We start from the raw sequence: 16,542 nt of genomic DNA, 5'->3' as shown, positions 1-16,542 counted from the left end.
ATTAAAATGTAGCAATTAACATCGTTAATGGGCACAGATGGCCGTTTAACTTCTAACCGACAAAAGATAATAAAAAGAATATGGCACGGCATACTAAAAACGACATATTAGATGCGGCGGAGTACTTATTTTCTCAAAGTGGATTTACCCAAACTTCAATGCGGGAAATTACTGCAAGAGCAGAAGTGAATCTGGCGTCGGTAAACTATCACTTCGGCAGTAAGAAAAATTTAATTCAAGCCGTGTTTAAGCGATATTTTGATGAGCTAATGCCGCAGGTAAAAAGTTGCTTAGACGCTCTTCCGCCCGTTGAAGGAGTTAAGGGCGTCGAGCAGCTTTTACATTCTCTAATTCCACCTATGCTAAACCTTAACGCTATTTCAGAGCAAGGAACTGCCACCTTTGTTAAATTGCTCGGTCGAGGGTATAACGAAACTCAGGGTCACTTGCGTAAGTTTTTGATGCATGATTACGGTGAATGTATACGTGCCCTCGTAGACGCTATCAGACGCTGTTTACCTGAACTTCCTGAGGAAGAATTGTTCTGGCGGCTGCATTTTGCGATGGGAAGTTTTGTCTTTTCGATGGCATCTAGCCAAGCATTAACGGAAATTGCTGAGTCTGATTTTCACAAGCACGTAGATATTAAAGAGGTCATCCAGCATCTTGTTCCATTTGTTGCGCAGGGACTTGCTGGAAAATAAATAAACTTAATTGTCGACGCCATAACAATACGCTAGCCCCCAGAGCGGCGACTAGGTATTGTGTGAAATGCTTTTTAAACTAGCGTGGTAGGGTCGCGCCAGGCACTTCAGCGTTTAGCTTTTCCGCCCAAAAGTCCTTAACCGAGAAACCCGATTTTTTTGGTGCAGACGCTTTCTGCTTAGCAGGTTTGGCCGCAAGTTTAGTCTCACTTTTATCTTTTTTCGTTTCTGTTCCTTCAGACGAATGCGAAGCTAGCATCTCTGTCATTTCCTGAAGTTGCGCTAGACGCATATTTTTGCCGCCGTCTACGCTGTACCAACCACTTTTACTTTCAATAGATGGCGCATTGCCGTTAGCTTTTTCATATGCTTTAGTAAAGGCCGCGATAACTGCATCTTTGTCTAAGTTTGCCATGCTTTTTTGCTCTTTATTTTGTTAAGATGACGAACGTTTTTGACTTGTATCACCAATAAGTAACGGCAGATTGGTTAGAGCACATTTAGCTCCCCATAAAGTGAATAAAAAGTAGGTAATGCGTTAAGCAATCCACTTTTTTTCGTTTTCCCGCGATAAACGCCAGTCGACTTATAGGTGTTATACGAAACGTTCGCGTATTTTATAGCGTTTTTTTAACAATTTGTCTAACTTTCAACCGGAGGACTTGTGTCTATTACCCGCCTAGAACTACAAAATTATCTTGATGGAATGTTAAGGGTTAGCGAAATCAGTGATTATTGCCCCAATGGTTTGCAGGTAGAGGGCACAAGCAAAATAGAAAAAATTGTTACAGGGGTTACAGCATCTCAGGCTTTAGTAGACGCAGCGATAGAAGCTAACGCCGATGCGCTTATTGTGCATCATGGGTATTTTTGGAAAGGAGAGTCGCAGGCTGTGACTGGCATGAAAAAGCGTCGTCTTTCTACTTTGCTTGCAAATGACCTTAACCTGTTTGCTTACCACCTTCCTTTAGATGTTCACCCAGAATTTGGCAACAATCGTCAGCTTGCATCGATTCTAGATATTCAAAATATAAGTGCTGTCAGCAGCGTTAAACCTGTAGGTGTTGTTATGCAAGGTCATCTGGAGGAAGCGACTGAAGGCGTTGCGCTACAGGCTAAATTGAAGCAATTGCTAGGGCGAGATGTACTGATTGAAGGGCCATCGTCGAAACTCATATCGAGTCTTGCTTGGTGTACAGGTGGTGGACAAGGCTTTATTGAGAAAGCAGTTGAACTTGGTGTCGATGCATTCATTACCGGTGAAGTCTCTGAACAAACTGTTCATACAGCAAGGGAAATGGGCATTACCTTTTTTGCTGCTGGTCACCATGCGACAGAACGCTACGGTGTGAAATCTTTAGGGGAACATATCGCGCAGCAGTTCGACGTGCATGTTGAATTTATTGATATTAATAACCCAGCTTAACGACGACAGTAGTATATGAACAACGATCGTATTTTCGATGGTATTGCAGAAAAGTTTTCTAATAACATCTATGGCACGACGAAGGGCAAGCTTAGGCATACCTTGTTATGCGATGTCCTTGAACCTTATTTGATAAAGCCGGTCCGCGTCATCGAAATAGGCGGAGGCACGGGGGTCATGACTGCGCACATCGCTTCTAAAGGACATTCTGTGGTACTAACCGACGCGTCTAAGGATGTTCTGAAGCAAGCTGAGATGCTTCTAACAGATGCGCCCACCATTACAATCAGGCATCAATATTTGCAACAGATTGAAGACATGAACAGTTTTGATTTGGTGATTTGTCATGCGGTATTGGAATGGCTAGATGCGCCTTTCAATGCTATCGACTTTATGTATAAAAGCATGAAACCCGGAGCCCGTTTAAGTCTGAGTTTCTTCAACCAAGATGCGAATTTGTTTGCCAATGCCATTTACGGTAATTTTGATTACATCGAAAAAGGAATGAAAGCAAAAAAGCAAGTGAGGCTAAACCCGAAGCAACCCTTAAGTGCAATGCGTGTGGTTGAACATTGTGAGTCATTGGGGTTTAAGATTATCGAGAAAGCAGGCATTCGCTGTTTCCATGATTACATGCGCGACATAACCCATCAAAGTAGTAAGTTTGACGAATTACTGGCGTTGGAGCGCCAGTATCACAAACGAGCACCATACCTTTGGCTTGGAAAGTACTTTCAACTGATCTTAGAAAAAGAAACCGATTAGCGTATCTCAGCATAAATGCACTGCGTTTTAACAGTCATCGTGGCAACTTAGAGCGTATTGGACCCTGTGATGATGTTATTGAGCGTAGTGGCGGCAATTTCGTGCAGTGCTTCAAGTGTAAAGAACCCTTGGTGGCCCGTTATTAAAACGTTAGGAAAAGTTGTTAAGCGCTGAAAAATATCATCCTGAATAATTTCCTGCGAATGGTCATGAAAGAAAAGTTCGGACTCTCTTTCATAAACATCTAGCCCTAAATACCCAATTTTTTTCGACTTAAGCCCTTTGATGATAGCGTTATCATCAACAAGCCCGCCTCGAGACGTATTAATAAGCATTACGCCTTGGGGCATTTTATCAATGCTTTCTGCGTTAATTATATGGTGACTCTTCTCGTCTAGTGGGCAGTGTAGGGTGACAATGACGCTTTTTTCGAGCAGTTCGTTTAGCGTCACATAATGTGCTCCACTTGCAGTCACATTACTATCAGGTTGCGGATCGAAGCAAAGCACACGACACCCGAACCCCAAGAGTATGCGAATAACCGCTTTTCCAATTTTTCCTGTACCTATTACCCCTACAGTTTTACCGTGAAGCGTGAAGCCCATTAACCCGCCAAGATTGAAATTTCCCTCGCGAACACGGTTATAAGCTTTGTGCGTTTTGCGGTTTAACGTGAGAATGAGAGCGAGAGTGTGCTCTGCTACTGTTTCAGGACTATAGGCGGGAACACGGCTTACCTTAATACCGGCCTTTTTTGCTGCTTCCACATCAACATTATTGAAGCCTGCGCATCGAAGCGCAATATGTTTAACCCCACAGCGCTTAAGTGTGTTTATAGTGGCGGCACTGATGTCATCATTTACAAACACAACGACATCACTGTATCCATTGCAGCTAGCCGAAGTTGACGCATTTAGAGGATGTTCAAAAAACACAGCCTTTATAGGTTTGTCATTGTCAACGCTCACTGTTTCTAGTAATTCAGGATACAGAGCCATTTCATAAGGACGAGTACTAAAAAAGGCGATATGTTTGTGCTGTGGATCGCTTTGGTTTACGTGTACTTTTTCGTGTTTAGCAGTTTTCATTTTAGTACCCAATTGGGTTACATAGACCGCTAAAATTTACCACGTCAATTTCCCAACAGCATAGATGCAGATCAAAAAATCGAGCAGAGCGCACAGTACGCTTACTAAGCGCTTTTATTGCTGTTTCTCAGTTTAATTTTGATATTTCTACCAACGTATTATTACGCTGGGAGTAGCTTTATAATATCTTTTTCAATAGCTTCTGGTTTTACTGTTGGGGCATAGCGTTTTAGCACCGCACCTTGGTCAGTCACTAAGAACTTTGTGAAATTCCACTTTATTCGCTTAGTACCAAGAAGGCCTGGAGCTGCGTCCTTTAATTCCTCAAACAGCGGGTTGGCATCTGGGCCATTGACATTCGTTTTCTTAAATAAAGGAAAAGAAACACCAAAATTGAGGCTACAAAACTGAGCGATATCCTCATCGCTACCCGGTTCCTGATGTCCGAATTGATCACAAGGGAATCCTAAAATCTCAAAGCCTTTAGCGTTATATTTTTTGTACAGTGTCTCTAGCCCTTCGTATTGTGGAGTAAAGCCGCATTTACTTGCCGTATTGACGATGAGCAATACCTTTCCTTTATACTGTTCTAGAGTAGTCTGTACACCATTGTTTAACGTAATTGGGTGTTCATAGAGTGCCAAAATTATTTTCCTATATTTTTGTTGTCGTTAAGTCTGTTACTCTTAGGTAATCCAAACATCTTTGTTACGTATCTAGAGTATATTTTGTATGAGTAATTTGAAAGTGAGTTTTTTGGGCTTGGGTGTTATGGGTTTCCCCATGGCCGGGCACTTAAGCAAAGCCGGCTATGCGGTCACTGTTTATAATCGAACTTCCCAAAAAGCACAGCAATGGCTGTCGATTTATGACACAGATGGCGCTACCGTCAGCGCAAGCGATACCGTTGACAAGGCGTGTGAAAACGCTGACATTGTTTTTATGTGTGTGGGTAACGATAACGATGTGAGAGATGTTGGCACTCAAGCATTAGCTGCAATGAAAGCGGGCAGTGTGTTGGTCGATCATACTACCGCGTCTGCTGATATCGCCAGAGAATTATATGAGACATGCAAGAATAAACAGATTGGCTTTTTAGATGCCCCTGTTTCTGGAGGTCAGGCAGGAGCAGAGAATGGCCAGTTAACCATTATGGTAGGTGGTGATGAAACGGTATATAGCACTGTAGAGCCAGTAATGGCGCATTACGCGCGACATAGCCAGTTACTCGGTAAAAGCGGCAGCGGTCAATTGGCGAAAATGATGAATCAGATTTGCATTGCCGGTATTGTACAAGGCTTGGCCGAAGCGCTGCATTTTGGTCAACGTGCTGGACTTGATTGTAATGCGGTAGTTGACGTTATCAGTAAAGGTGCAGCGCAATCGTGGCAAATGGAAAACAGAGCAAGTACGATGTTAAACAATAACTTTGATTTTGGTTTTACGGTCGATTGGATGCGTAAAGATTTAAACATTGCACTTGATGAAGCCCGAAAAAACGGTTCAACTTTAGCGTTAACTGCACTGGTCGATCAATACTATGCGGACGTTCAAAAACTGGGTGGCGGTCGTTGGGATACCTCAAGCTTGCTCACTCGCTTAAAGTAGACGCGTTTGTGCAAAAATAGCTTAGCCAAGAGCAAGCAGTTTAGAGGTGCTAAAGTGCTTGTTCTTGCGCGGATAAGGTAAGCTGCGCTAAACGCGCCTTGTTTGTGTCGTTGAGCGGTAAACTGGTTATTTTGTCGAGTAGGTGTTTGATACTAAACTTACGGTATACGCCCGCGTCTGCTTCAATCATGCATTGGAGCAGGTTTAATCCAAAAGCTGCGGTTTCAGGTGAAAGCTGGAATGCATCATAGAAATGCTTCATAGCCTTCGTAAATAAGCCTTCTATGAAAAGCTGAGTACCCGTCTCATTGATAGAAATAGCCTGCTCATGATTTAAGCCTAATCGTTCACCGCCTGTAAAAATTAGCGCATCGTTCATCACTTGCTCGGATATCGCCTGCAGTTCGGCATTCTTCTGTTTAGCCATTAATAACAGTTCACCCGCTTTACGCTCATCGCCAAGTCCGTGGTGTACTTTTGCAGCGATAACCAGAATCGAGGGCTCGGTGCGAAGGTAGTTACCAATGTGTTCGCTTTCAAGCAGATGCTCTGCCTTTTCAAGATCTCCATCTAACACGGCTGAAAACGCTAATAGGTAGTCTCGCTTCTGTAATGTTTGTGGGTCGCCCTGACTTCTACCTGCAATACCTACTAGCTTTCTTGCTTGGGATAAACTTTCTTTTCTATTGGTCTCAGGTGACTCTTCAGCCAGAAACAAGTAAAACTCAGCTAATTCAAAGGTAAAGTCATTGAAGTTCTCTTTAGCACTACGGTGCATTGCTCGCTTTTTCTGCAAAAGATCAATGGCCTCAACGACCTTGTCTTGCTTTTGATAGGCGATTGTTTTTAGCTTGGCTGCGGGTAGGCTTAATTCACTGAACTTAATTTCATTTAAGTATTTTTCTACCTGATCGTAAGAATCTTGTTCAAAAGATATAGAAGCAAGCCATTCGAATGCTTTATCACGCGCTAAGCTAGAGTTTACCATCTGACTTAAGTGACTCTTGCAATGCGGCCATTGCCCAGAGGCGTATTGACACTTAACTTTACCCCATTGCGCCCAAAGTACTTTATCTGACCGAGTTAACACATCTTCATAAATGCTCTGGGCTCTTTGAAGGTCGCCACTTTCGTATAGAAGCCGAGCATAAAGCTTGCGAATATCTGCAACTAGGCGAGGTGGAATGCCCTCTGAAATTTTCGCCCGTATTACGCCAATAGCGCGTTCTAACTGTTTGTTGTCTAGGGAATGCAAAACATTTTTGACAAAATCACGGTAGCTTAAATAGTGGTTAATTTGGCGAGTTAAAGAGGCGATAGTGTAAGGTTTGATTAGCAAAACGTCGGGTTGAAGATCCATGATCCGACCGATTATTCGCCCAGAGCGGTCTGAAGTCAGAAATATTATGCCCGTACTTGGCCTAATAAAGCCCGTTTCTCTTAAACTTTGTACCCATTCAACGCCAGTCTTGCCTTGACCAAGGTGATAATCCATTAAAAGCAGCTCAAAATTTTGCTTTTTTAGTGCCGCTTTAAGTTCCACTCCCGATGCAAAGCTGCTGACAGATAAATTAGCGATAGACATTAAGTGACCTCGAAGCGCAGTTCGAGCAGTGGCATTGTCTTCTACTATGGCTATTCTGAATTCCACGACGACCAATCAGGGTTAACTTACATCAATGTAGCTTATCAGCGGCAGCATAAAAGTGCATTATTAAAAAGGACAACTTTTATCAGTTATTTCTCGCGTTACAAGTAAAAAGAGCTATCTCGTCACAAAATATTTACGCTATCTATCACTAATTTTAAATAAATATTTACCTTTACGTTTACGTAAGGGGTAGGTGTTGGTTATTGTTGTTTAAAAGCAACGTAATTGAAGGTATGTGTAATGAACTTTGAATTAACCGATGACCAACTAGCCTTTGAAGATACTGCCCGACAGTTTGCCCTACAGGAACTAGCGCCCAATGCAGCTATGTGGGACAGAGAGCACTATTTCCCAGTAGAGGCGTTAAAAAAAGCGGGAGAATTAGGCTTTTGTGGGTTGTATGCGCCAGAGAGTGCCGGTGGCCTTGGACTATCAAGGCTCGACTCTTCAATTATTTTTGAACAGCTGTCAATGGGATGTACCACAACCACCGCTATGTTAACCATTCACAATATGGCCACGTGGATGATTGCTACTTGGGGTAGCGATGATGTAAAACACACATGGTGTGAACAGTTGGTGACAGGCGATAAACTAGCATCTTATTGTTTAACCGAACCCGGCGCGGGTTCAGATGCTGCATCGCTAAAAACAAAAGCGATGAAAGTTGACGGCGGATACGTATTAAACGGCTCAAAAGTATTTATATCAGGTGCGGGAAGCACTGATGTATTAGTTGTTATGGCCCGTACTGGTGAAGATGGCCCTAAAGGTGTTTCAGCGTTTGCAGTACCTGCTAATGCAGAAGGCATCGAATACGGCAAAGCAGAAGAAAAAATGGGTTGGAATGCCCAGCCCACTCGCATGATCACGTTTGATAACGTGAAATTAGATGCAAGTTGGTTACTCGGTGAAGAAGGGCAAGGCTTTAAAATGGCTATGCAGGGGCTTGATGGCGGTCGAATTAATATTGCAACCTGCTCGGTCGGTACTGCACAGCAAGCGCTTAATGTTGCGCGAGACTACATGAATGAGCGTGAGCAGTTTGGTAAACCAATTGCAGGTTTCCAGGCTTTGCAGTTCAAGCTAGCCGATATGGCGACAGAACTTGTTGCGGCAAGACAAATGGTACGTATGGCAGCTTGTAAACTAGATAATAATGACCCTGACAAAACCACTTACTGCGCTATGGCGAAAAGGTTTGCTACCGATGTGGGTTTTAACGTTTGTAACGACGCTCTTCAGCTTCACGGGGGCTATGGTTACATAAAAGAGTATCCGCTAGAGCGCCATTTCAGAGATGTTCGCGTACATCAAATTTTAGAAGGTACCAATGAAATTATGCGCGTTATAATCGGTAGACGTTTGTTGTCAGACGAGAGAAGTGTACTGTAGTACATCTCGGAAATACTATCATTAGACATGATTTTAAGGACTGTAAAAAGGAGTGGAAATGACAGACGTAGAACCAGTGGTCATTGTTGAAGAGCTAAAAACGTCTAGCGATGATTATACAATAGGCCGTTTGACGCTTAACAAGCCTAAAGCGCTAAACGCTTTAGATCTTGAAATGGCTGGCATTATGCTAGACGCGCTTCAGCAATGGCAGTCTCGTAACGATATAGTGACTGTGGTGATTGATGCAGCGGGCGAAAAAGCTTTTTGTGCGGGTGGTGACATTGTTTCTATGTACAAATCGATGGTGGAAGCTAACGGGCAAATACCACAATTTTTAGAAACATTTTTTAAAACCGAGTATACGTTAGATTACACCATTCATAACTACAGTAAGCCGATTGTTGTTTGGGGTAGCGGCATTGTGATGGGCGGTGGCATGGGGCTTCTTTGCGGCGCAAGTCACCGAGTTGTGACCGAAACGTCGCGGTTAGCTATGCCCGAAATCACAATAGGTTTATATCCCGACGTTGGGGGCAGCTATTTTCTGCCTCGCTTACCAGGAAAATCTGGCTTGTTCCTTGGCTTAACAGGTGGGCAGATGAACGGTACCGATGCCCGTTACGTAGGGCTCGCTGATGCGTTAGTCGCAAGTTCACAGAAAAGTAATTTGTTAAATTCTCTTCTTGAATATCCATGGAATGAAACAGATAGCGAAAGCTTAGCAGGGTCTGTATCGACGATTATCGATTGCTTGAAAACGCCAGATTCGTTGCCTAGCAGCAACGTAGAACCAAACATGTCACTTATCGATAGCCTATGCGCCGCAGATAGTGTGAGTGAAGTAGTGAATGCGATTCTGCATGCCGACATGAAAGAAGATAAATGGCTTTCACGCGCTCAGAGTACCCTGGCTAAAGGGTCTCCTATAACCATGCATTTAGTGTATGAACAGTGTCAGAAAGGGGCAGAAATGACCCTGGCAGATTGCTTTCGAATGGAAGCTAATATGTCTTGTCGCTGCGGTGAAAGCGGAGAGTTTCAAGAGGGTGTACGAGCTTTGTTGATTGACAAAGATATGTCGCCTAAATGGAAATACAGAACGGTTGAGGATGTGCCTGAAGACGTGATCGAACACTTCTTTAGTTCTCCTTGGTCTGCACAAAGCCATCCGCTAGCAGCGTTGTAAAAACTTCACTTTTTAAAAAGCGTAATAAAATGGTAGTTGCAGGTAGTTCCGTAATCGAAATACCTGGCCAGCGTAACTAATCAGCACAAGTGCGCTATGTGTCCTAAGCCTACTTGTGCTCTATTATTGCCGTTAAGGCTTCGATTTTGATATCCTGTACAGCAAATTCTTAACAAAAAAGACGTCATCATGTGGCATTGCCCACTTTGTAAATCATCAATCTCTTTAAATTCTACGCCAATACGTTGTGTCAATAATCACAGCTTCGATATTGCAAAATCTGGTTACGTTAACTTGTTACCCGTTCAGTTTAAAAAGTCTAAACTTCCCGGTGACGATAAAGACATGGTGAAAGCCAGACGAGAGTTTCATCAATTAAACGCATACAAACCATTGAAAGACAAAATGCATACGCTGGTGGAACAAACCCTCACTCAATTAGGTACCGCGAATAAGGTTGCAGGTAATGCCACCCAAACTGTTTCTATTTACGACGCGGGCTGTGGTGAAGGAAGCTATTTAGATGCCATGATTCAAGGGCTTTCACGTAACGGCATTTCAGTAAAAGGTGCGGGCAGCGACATAGCTAAAATTGCTGTTGATTTGGCTGCTAAAGCTTTTAAATACGCTCAGTTTGTTGTGGCAAGCAGCTTCGAACTACCCCTTCAGAGCGAGACGCAAAATGTAGTAATGCAAGTATTTGCGCCGGGCAGTAATGAAGAGTATGTAAGGGTTTTGAAAGAACAAGGGATACTTATTACGGTTGACCCTGCACCGAATCATTTATTTGAATTAAAGCAGCAGGTTTACGACAATGCGAGGCATCACCAAATTAGTGATGAACCACGGGAAGGCTTCATTCGCATTCACAATGAATGCTTTTCATTTCCGATTAAGTTTGCTCACGCTGACCACGCTCTAGCTCTAATAAAGATGACGCCTTTTTACTGGAAGCTCCCACAAGGCAAGATAGATGCTATCGTCGCATCGCTAGATAGCGTAACCGCAGACTTTCATATCCAAGTATGGAAGAAAGATACAAATAAAAAAGTGTTAACAGGTGAAAGTGAGGGAGAGCAGGCAAGGAAAGACGATGGCCGATAACAAACAAAAAGCGCTATTTTTAGACCGAGACGGCGTAATTAATGTTGACCATGGCTATGTGGGTAGCTATGAAGATTTTGAATTTGTAGAGGGTATCTTCGATATTATTCACACATTTCAAAATGATGGTTTTTTACCGGTTATTGTCACTAACCAAAGTGGAATAGCGCGTGGATATTATAGCGAAAAAGACTTTCATGGTTTAATGGAGCAGGCTCAGAAAGAATTTTCCGCCCGCGGTATTGTAAACATTCCTGTATATTTCTGCCCACATCACAAGCAAGGTAGCGTTGCCGAATATGCCATTGCCTGTAAATGCAGAAAACCATCACCTGGCATGTTAAACCAAGCCGCAAGAGACCTAAATATAGACTTAGCCAACAGTATGTTAATAGGCGACAGTTGGCGTGACATCGAAGCTGCAAATGCCGCAGGATTAACCAAGAGTTATTTTTTGTCAGATAATCGTATTACAGCTGAACAGTTGACTACCATTAGCTCATCTCACCGTGTATCTCAGGTCACGAGACTGTCTGAAATATTAGCGAGTGGTTACGCGTAACGCGCTTAAGCGTCTGTTACCTAAAGCAATACGGGAAATAGAGAGCAGCGATAGCATTGGCTATCACTGCGATAGAGAAAAACTAGTTTTGGGTGGAAAAGCGAGACAAGTGCTTTATAGCCTGGCTCAGTAAGTCAATATTCAACGACTCTTTACTCCGTTTCCCTGTGGTTAAATCACTTATTTCATAGCTACCGTTACTCAGAACGTCAGTGCGTTTATTTTCATGGAATACCACAATACGTTCGCCTGACGTGCTGACTAACCAAGGTCGTGCTGGTGCCAATAAGTTTTGTCCGGTGGAATAGAATGTAGACGGTGCATTACAGCCTAATGCATTTAAAATCGTAGGTGCCAAATCTTCTGTACTAGCCAGCTTAGCTTTGATATTTAGCGTGCTGTATAACATCCCTTTTCCGTCTTCACTACCAAATCCAGTCGCGATAATGACGTCGTGTTTTCTATCTAGTGTATTTTCCACGTAGCTTTTTATGTCTGCGCCCTTCATAAAAGCAATGTGCAGCCCTTCATGGTTGTTACTAAGGGGCTGTAAATAGCCAGACAATTGTGGAAGCGGCAATGTTATATCACTATGAATAGATACTGGCATACCCGATCCCAGTGGAAGGGCAAGCAGCACTGGACGTTTCTTAGACAATGCATCCTGATAAATCTCTGGCACACCAAACAAGGTTGAAGTCATCAGTCCTTCAGTACTACTTGCCGTAGAATAGTAGTTAGGAACTTGAATGAGTGCTTTACCTTTAATGGTGCTCAAATCGGTGGCGCTTTCACCGTCAACTTGCATAATTACGGTGAGGTTTTTATTTGTCTCTATTGAGCAATAAACCGGCTCGGCAGGATAAGTAATATTGTGGATGTCGGTGTTAAACTGTAGTTGCTTTCGCTCTTCATAGGCCGCTAAGTCAAGTAGGCCATAACGTGACATGGTCGTTTTAGCTGTCGCAGGATAAGAAAGCGGAAACATATTGTCTTGGGCAATAATAGGTTGATAAAGCTTGGCGTCAGCCCACACATGGATAGCGTGACTTGTTACGAAACAACTAACAAAAAACGTGGTAACAGGAATACCCACTTTATGGCGAGTGAAACGCTCAACACGTTTCCAGATTGCATTGGCTAAGACTAACTGAAAGCCAAGCCAAACAATAAACAACAGAAATAAAAATGCCCATTGTTGCCAGCTTTCAATTGCCATTGTCGACTGAGCTTCACTACGGAGTAAGTCTGCGGCGTGAAAGCTAATATGAAAGCCTGTACGATTAAATAGCAGCGCATCGAAAGCTAACAGCGCTAAACCTACAGCAGCAATGATAGATGCACTTAGCTTTATAACTCTGGGGTTATTAACCAAGTAGCACAGGGGAAGGATAAAAATAACAAAGCCAAAAAAGGTCATAAAACCAATATGACCGAACCAGTTGGCGAGAAGATACAAGGTGCCGACACCTGTGCCAGGCATAGGTGATGAGAAAACAAAAATCGAGGCAATAACTATGGCGATGATAATGTTCGCCAAGGCAAACCAATGCCCCCAATTTACCAGTTTAGTAACACGCTGGCGACGAGGTGATTCGGCAAGTATCATGCAATCCCTTAGCTATTTTTAACGCTTTTCTTCAGTACGTCGGCAAACTGCGTTGCCATGGCTTCGCGATTTTCAGGGGCTACCTGAGTATTTAAAATGTGCGTAATGACATTTCCTAACACCATAAGTGAAAGATCGCGGTTTGCACCGCCTTCTTCAAGGGTTAGAATAACGTTATTCATTAGCGTTTCGAATTCGTCGTTGCTATAGCGGCTCTGTTGGGGCATTGCTACGCCTCTTTTTTATGATTTCTTTGATAAAAAGAATGGTTTTACACGTAAAATGATTATAATCGTTGTTTGAGTGAGTACAATCATTCATTCTAAAATCCCGCAATTCTTTGGATATTTCTGACACTTTTTAAGCAACAGGACACCCGATACTCTATGAGTGCACTGATTCATCACTTTGTTGTACATCGTTTGATTGTAAACAAAGAAGAGAAAATTGAAGCAATTCCACGTGACAACTGCTTAGCTGTTACTCCGGAAATCGAGCTTCTTGCCCATCAAATAAACCACAGTTTCAATGCTAAACCTGGAAAAGGGGTTGGCCACTTCGTGACGGAAGTTACCCGTGAAGCAAAAGTAGAAAACGAAGAAGGCGAAGCGACTACGAAAAAAAGCACCGAGAACGTAGCAGAGTTCGCGGAAGGCCTTAAGCAATACATGGATATTCAAAAAGCGGCGGGTGATAACGTTGAAGATGCATTCCATGCCTTTTCGGTATCAGCGACCAACCGCTTAGTTCGCACTTTGGCTGAGACGGGTACGGTTGAGACCGGCTTTCTTATTTTCTGTCAGTATGAGTATTTGGCCACACAGTATTTGATGATTGCATTGTTAAATACTCGTTCGCACGTTGAAGTGACAAACTCTTTAGACCTTTCCGCGCGTGAACACTTAGATTTAGCAAAAATGCAGCTAGCTGTTCGGTTCGATCTCACTCAGTGGGATATTCAGCCAGAACAGCAGCGTTACGTTAGTTTTATTAAAGGTAGAATGGGACGCAAGGTATCAGACTTCTTTATGCAGTTCGTCGGATGTGAAGAGCTGGTTGATGTAAAACAGCAAAATAAACAACTTATTTCTACGGTGGATGCCTACCTTGCTAGTGAGTCACTAGAGCCGCAAGAGCAGCACCAGCATAGAGAAGAAGTTAAATCGTACTTTAAAGAAAAGATTGATGCGGGCGAGAGTTTATCGGTAGATGAACTAGCTAACCGACTTCCACAAAATGAAGAAACTAGCAGTAACTTTTCTGCGTTCACGCAGTCTATGGAAGTACCGCTTGAGAAAGAAATTCAGCCAGACCCTGCGGCGCTAAAACAGCTTGCTAAATTTACCGGTCAGGGCGGTGGTATATCGCTTAGCTTCGACCGCAAATTAATGGGTGATAGGGTGTTTTACGACCCAGCTACGGATACGCTAACAATCCGTGGAATTCCACCTAATTTAAAAGATCAGCTTAATCGCCAATCTTCAATGGACTAGTCGCTGCGAAGCAAAGATAAACAACGTATACTAGTTGGTAGAATATAAACTCGATTCAAGGGTGTTATGCAATTATTTGTAAATGATTTGACAGTGATGGACTTTTCTTACCTTTGCCCAAAACGCGGCATGGTTGGAGAAAGTTGGATTGTCGATGTGATTTTGGACGGTGAACTCAACGAAGAGAGCATGGTTCAAGACTTTGGTCACGTGAAAAAGAACTTAAAGCGACTAATCGATGAGTATGTTGACCACAAGTTGTTAGTGCCTGCTGAGTACAAGGGCTCAGAAGTTATTCACGATGATGATTCTGAACAGGTAGAGACTCGTTTTACCTGTACTGATGGGCGTAGCATTATGCTACATTGCCCCGCTGAAGCTTATGCATTTGTTTATTCTGATGAGATAAACATGGAATCTGTTGGCGTTTACTTAAAAGAAGTGTTGGCGACTCATCTTCCAGAAAACGTTGAAAACATTACGCTGCATTTACGTGAGGAAGTCATTAATTCTCCGTATTATCACTATACCCACGGGCTTAAAAAGCACGACGGTAATTGTCAGCGCATAGCGCACGGTCACCGGTCTCGTATTGATATTATTCTTGATGGCAAAGTGAGCGTTGAAAGCCAGAAGTATTGGGCAGACCGTTGGGCCGACATCTATATAGCAACTCGTGAAGACGAAATTGCCTACAGTGACAGAAAGCTTAAAGGTGAAGTAGCAAATGACGCAGATTACTACTGCTTTGCATACGAGTCGTCACAGGGCTATTTTGAACTACTCATTCCTAAGTCAGATTGCGAAGTCATTGAAACCGACTCAACCGTTGAGTGTTTGGCGCAATACCTTTTGGAAGAGCAAAAAAAGCGTACACCCGATGGTGTTTGCCAAGTTATCGCTTACGAGGGCGTCGGTAAAGGCGCCACGGTAAAAGGTTAACGTTCGATTACTGCTAGTTATAGAGAAGGGAATTAACTATGGCATTCATGCTTTCAAAGGGCACATTAAACGTTGCAGTAGTACGTATATTGAAATGTACATTGGTGCTGAGCGCTGCTGCTTCTATGTCTTTTGCTTCTGCGGCTTTAGAGGTAAACGACCAGATCAATGTTTCATCAGGTCAAGAGCAAATAGAAGTTACGCTAAACGGCAAGTTTACCCAAGGTGCTCTGCTTCGCGGTCAGGCACCCGTAGGGGCCAAAGTAACGCTTAATGGCGAAACCGTTCAAATCAATAAAGACGGAAAATTTGTGGTTGGTTTTGAAAGAGAAGCACCGCTGCAGCAAACGTTGGTTGTAGAGTTAGATAACGGTCAAAAGTGGCAGCGTGACATTACCCTTGAAAAGCGCGAATACAACATTCAGCGAATTGACGGGCTAGAGCAAAAAATGGTTACGCCGCCAGCAGAAGTGACGGCGCGTATTAAAAAAGACAATATCAACGTAGCAAACGCGCGAGGTGGTAATACTGATTTAGATGCATTATTCACCCGGTTTGAATGGCCTACCAAAGGCGTGATCTCTGGTGTGTACGGGAGTCAGCGCATTTTAAATGGTGTGCCAAAGTGGCCGCATTATGGATTGGATATTGCCAATAAAACAGGCACACCCGTCTATGCACCTGTTGATGGTGTCGTCACCATGGCTGATGACCTTTACTACTCGGGTAACACGCTTATTTTAGATCACGGCATGCGCGTGTTTTCGACGTTTCTTCACATGGATTCTATAACGGTAGAAGTGGGTGAAACCGTTCAGCAAGGCGAGCAGATTGGTACAATAGGATCGACAGGGCGTTCCACTGGCCCGCATCTGGATTGGCGAATAAATTTGGGCAAGACTCGTTTGGACCCACAGACTATCATTTCGGGGTCGCCCGAACAGTAATATCAGACCGCATAGATCATAAATTTGATTATGCTTAAACAACCACATAGCAAAAGGCG

The 16,542-nt window shown here is 43.2% G+C and carries 17 protein-coding genes; 11 read left to right on the top strand and 6 right to left on the bottom strand.

Annotated features, from left to right (window positions below; translation table 11 throughout):
• Positions 1-80: 80 nt before the first annotated feature.
• On the top strand, positions 81-704 hold the full coding sequence (locus ACXAGV_RS16390; RefSeq protein ID WP_474874160.1) for a TetR/AcrR family transcriptional regulator: 624 nt from the start codon (positions 81-83) through the stop codon (positions 702-704).
• A 79-nt stretch (positions 705-783) separates the two neighbouring features.
• Here the strand turns inward: ACXAGV_RS16390 and ACXAGV_RS16385 are convergent, their stop codons facing one another.
• Complete coding sequence (locus ACXAGV_RS16385; protein ID WP_474874159.1) at positions 784-1,119, bottom strand: hypothetical protein; 336 nt, start codon at positions 1,117-1,119, stop codon at positions 784-786.
• A 249-nt stretch (positions 1,120-1,368) separates the two neighbouring features.
• Between ACXAGV_RS16385 and ACXAGV_RS16380 the strand changes: the two genes are divergently transcribed.
• Both ACXAGV_RS16380 and ACXAGV_RS16375 read left to right on the top strand, forming a co-directional pair.
• A complete protein-coding gene (locus ACXAGV_RS16380) occupies positions 1,369-2,130 on the top strand; it encodes a Nif3-like dinuclear metal center hexameric protein (protein ID WP_474874158.1) in 762 nt (253 codons plus the stop codon).
• Between the two features lie 15 nt (positions 2,131-2,145).
• Complete coding sequence (locus tag ACXAGV_RS16375; protein WP_474874157.1) at positions 2,146-2,895, top strand: methyltransferase domain-containing protein; 750 nt, start codon at positions 2,146-2,148, stop codon at positions 2,893-2,895.
• 47 nt (positions 2,896-2,942) lie between these two features.
• Here the strand turns inward: ACXAGV_RS16375 and ACXAGV_RS16370 are convergent, their stop codons facing one another.
• A complete protein-coding gene (locus ACXAGV_RS16370; protein WP_474874156.1) occupies positions 2,943-3,983 on the bottom strand; it encodes a 2-hydroxyacid dehydrogenase in 1,041 nt (346 codons plus the stop codon).
• A 161-nt stretch (positions 3,984-4,144) separates the two neighbouring features.
• The gene (locus tag ACXAGV_RS16365; RefSeq protein WP_474874155.1) at positions 4,145-4,627 is read right to left on the bottom strand and encodes a glutathione peroxidase; all 483 of its coding nucleotides are present in this window, start codon (positions 4,625-4,627) and stop codon (positions 4,145-4,147) included.
• An 88-nt stretch (positions 4,628-4,715) separates the two neighbouring features.
• Between ACXAGV_RS16365 and ACXAGV_RS16360 the strand changes: the two genes are divergently transcribed.
• On the top strand, positions 4,716-5,591 hold the full coding sequence (locus ACXAGV_RS16360; RefSeq protein ID WP_474874154.1) for an NAD(P)-dependent oxidoreductase: 876 nt from the start codon (positions 4,716-4,718) through the stop codon (positions 5,589-5,591).
• A 49-nt stretch (positions 5,592-5,640) separates the two neighbouring features.
• Here ACXAGV_RS16360 and ACXAGV_RS16355 read toward each other — a convergent pair whose 3' ends face one another.
• Complete coding sequence (locus ACXAGV_RS16355) at positions 5,641-7,224, bottom strand: response regulator (protein WP_474874236.1); 1,584 nt, start codon at positions 7,222-7,224, stop codon at positions 5,641-5,643.
• Between the two features lie 258 nt (positions 7,225-7,482).
• On the opposite strand from ACXAGV_RS16355, the gene ACXAGV_RS16350 reads away from it, so the two are divergent.
• The 4 genes from ACXAGV_RS16350 to ACXAGV_RS16335 all read left to right on the top strand — a co-directional run bounded on the left by ACXAGV_RS16350 (position 7,483) and on the right by ACXAGV_RS16335 (position 11,492).
• Positions 7,483-8,637, top strand: a complete 1,155-nt coding sequence (locus tag ACXAGV_RS16350) for an acyl-CoA dehydrogenase family protein (protein ID WP_474874153.1) — start codon at positions 7,483-7,485, stop codon at positions 8,635-8,637.
• 58 nt (positions 8,638-8,695) lie between these two features.
• The gene (locus tag ACXAGV_RS16345) at positions 8,696-9,826 is read left to right on the top strand and encodes an enoyl-CoA hydratase/isomerase family protein (RefSeq protein ID WP_474874152.1); all 1,131 of its coding nucleotides are present in this window, start codon (positions 8,696-8,698) and stop codon (positions 9,824-9,826) included.
• Between the two features lie 189 nt (positions 9,827-10,015).
• The gene (locus ACXAGV_RS16340) at positions 10,016-10,930 is read left to right on the top strand and encodes a putative RNA methyltransferase (protein ID WP_474874151.1); all 915 of its coding nucleotides are present in this window, start codon (positions 10,016-10,018) and stop codon (positions 10,928-10,930) included.
• The gene (locus ACXAGV_RS16335; protein WP_474874150.1) at positions 10,920-11,492 is read left to right on the top strand and encodes a D-glycero-alpha-D-manno-heptose-1,7-bisphosphate 7-phosphatase; all 573 of its coding nucleotides are present in this window, start codon (positions 10,920-10,922) and stop codon (positions 11,490-11,492) included. The genes ACXAGV_RS16340 and ACXAGV_RS16335 overlap by 11 nt, the downstream gene beginning before the upstream one ends.
• 82 nt (positions 11,493-11,574) lie before the next feature.
• Here ACXAGV_RS16335 and ACXAGV_RS16330 read toward each other — a convergent pair whose 3' ends face one another.
• The gene (locus tag ACXAGV_RS16330) at positions 11,575-13,101 is read right to left on the bottom strand and encodes a DUF3413 domain-containing protein (RefSeq protein ID WP_474874149.1); all 1,527 of its coding nucleotides are present in this window, start codon (positions 13,099-13,101) and stop codon (positions 11,575-11,577) included.
• Positions 13,102-13,109: 8 nt separating this feature from the next.
• Positions 13,110-13,328 carry a YejL family protein gene (locus ACXAGV_RS16325; protein ID WP_014949499.1) on the bottom strand — a complete coding sequence of 73 codons (219 nt, stop codon included), beginning with the start codon at positions 13,326-13,328 and terminating at the stop codon, positions 13,110-13,112.
• A 159-nt stretch (positions 13,329-13,487) separates the two neighbouring features.
• Here ACXAGV_RS16325 and yejK point away from each other — a divergent pair, with 159 nt between their 5' ends.
• The 3 genes from yejK to ACXAGV_RS16310 all read left to right on the top strand — a co-directional run bounded on the left by yejK (position 13,488) and on the right by ACXAGV_RS16310 (position 16,483).
• Positions 13,488-14,594, top strand: a complete 1,107-nt coding sequence (yejK, locus tag ACXAGV_RS16320; RefSeq protein WP_474874148.1) for a nucleoid-associated protein YejK — start codon at positions 13,488-13,490, stop codon at positions 14,592-14,594.
• Between the two features lie 66 nt (positions 14,595-14,660).
• Entirely contained in the window at positions 14,661-15,536 is an 876-nt protein-coding gene (locus tag ACXAGV_RS16315; RefSeq protein ID WP_474874147.1) for a 6-carboxytetrahydropterin synthase, read from the top strand.
• 38 nt (positions 15,537-15,574) lie between these two features.
• Positions 15,575-16,483 carry a M23 family metallopeptidase gene (locus ACXAGV_RS16310; RefSeq protein WP_474874146.1) on the top strand — a complete coding sequence of 303 codons (909 nt, stop codon included), beginning with the start codon at positions 15,575-15,577 and terminating at the stop codon, positions 16,481-16,483.
• The last annotated feature ends 59 nt before the right edge of the window (positions 16,484-16,542 follow it).

Source organism: Alteromonas sp. ABH4_453, from assembly GCF_056160665.1.
Note: the sequence above shows the minus strand (reverse complement) of the source record. Positions and strands in the feature narration are given on the sequence as shown.

Coding starts and splice junctions, on each gene's coding strand:
- ACXAGV_RS16390 (WP_474874160.1), top strand. CDS start 81: ATGGCACGGCATACTAAAAACGACATATTAGATGCGGCGGAGTACTTA.
- ACXAGV_RS16385 (WP_474874159.1), bottom strand. CDS start 1,119: ATGGCAAACTTAGACAAAGATGCAGTTATCGCGGCCTTTACTAAAGCA.
- ACXAGV_RS16375 (WP_474874157.1), top strand. CDS start 2,146: ATGAACAACGATCGTATTTTCGATGGTATTGCAGAAAAGTTTTCTAAT.
- ACXAGV_RS16370 (WP_474874156.1), bottom strand. CDS start 3,983: ATGAAAACTGCTAAACACGAAAAAGTACACGTAAACCAAAGCGATCCA.
- ACXAGV_RS16360 (WP_474874154.1), top strand. CDS start 4,716: ATGAGTAATTTGAAAGTGAGTTTTTTGGGCTTGGGTGTTATGGGTTTC.
- ACXAGV_RS16350 (WP_474874153.1), top strand. CDS start 7,483: ATGAACTTTGAATTAACCGATGACCAACTAGCCTTTGAAGATACTGCC.
- ACXAGV_RS16345 (WP_474874152.1), top strand. CDS start 8,696: ATGACAGACGTAGAACCAGTGGTCATTGTTGAAGAGCTAAAAACGTCT.
- ACXAGV_RS16340 (WP_474874151.1), top strand. CDS start 10,016: ATGTGGCATTGCCCACTTTGTAAATCATCAATCTCTTTAAATTCTACG.
- ACXAGV_RS16335 (WP_474874150.1), top strand. CDS start 10,920: ATGGCCGATAACAAACAAAAAGCGCTATTTTTAGACCGAGACGGCGTA.
- ACXAGV_RS16330 (WP_474874149.1), bottom strand. CDS start 13,101: ATGATACTTGCCGAATCACCTCGTCGCCAGCGTGTTACTAAACTGGTA.
- ACXAGV_RS16325 (WP_014949499.1), bottom strand. CDS start 13,328: ATGCCCCAACAGAGCCGCTATAGCAACGACGAATTCGAAACGCTAATG.
- yejK (WP_474874148.1), top strand. CDS start 13,488: ATGAGTGCACTGATTCATCACTTTGTTGTACATCGTTTGATTGTAAAC.
- ACXAGV_RS16315 (WP_474874147.1), top strand. CDS start 14,661: ATGCAATTATTTGTAAATGATTTGACAGTGATGGACTTTTCTTACCTT.
- ACXAGV_RS16310 (WP_474874146.1), top strand. CDS start 15,575: ATGGCATTCATGCTTTCAAAGGGCACATTAAACGTTGCAGTAGTACGT.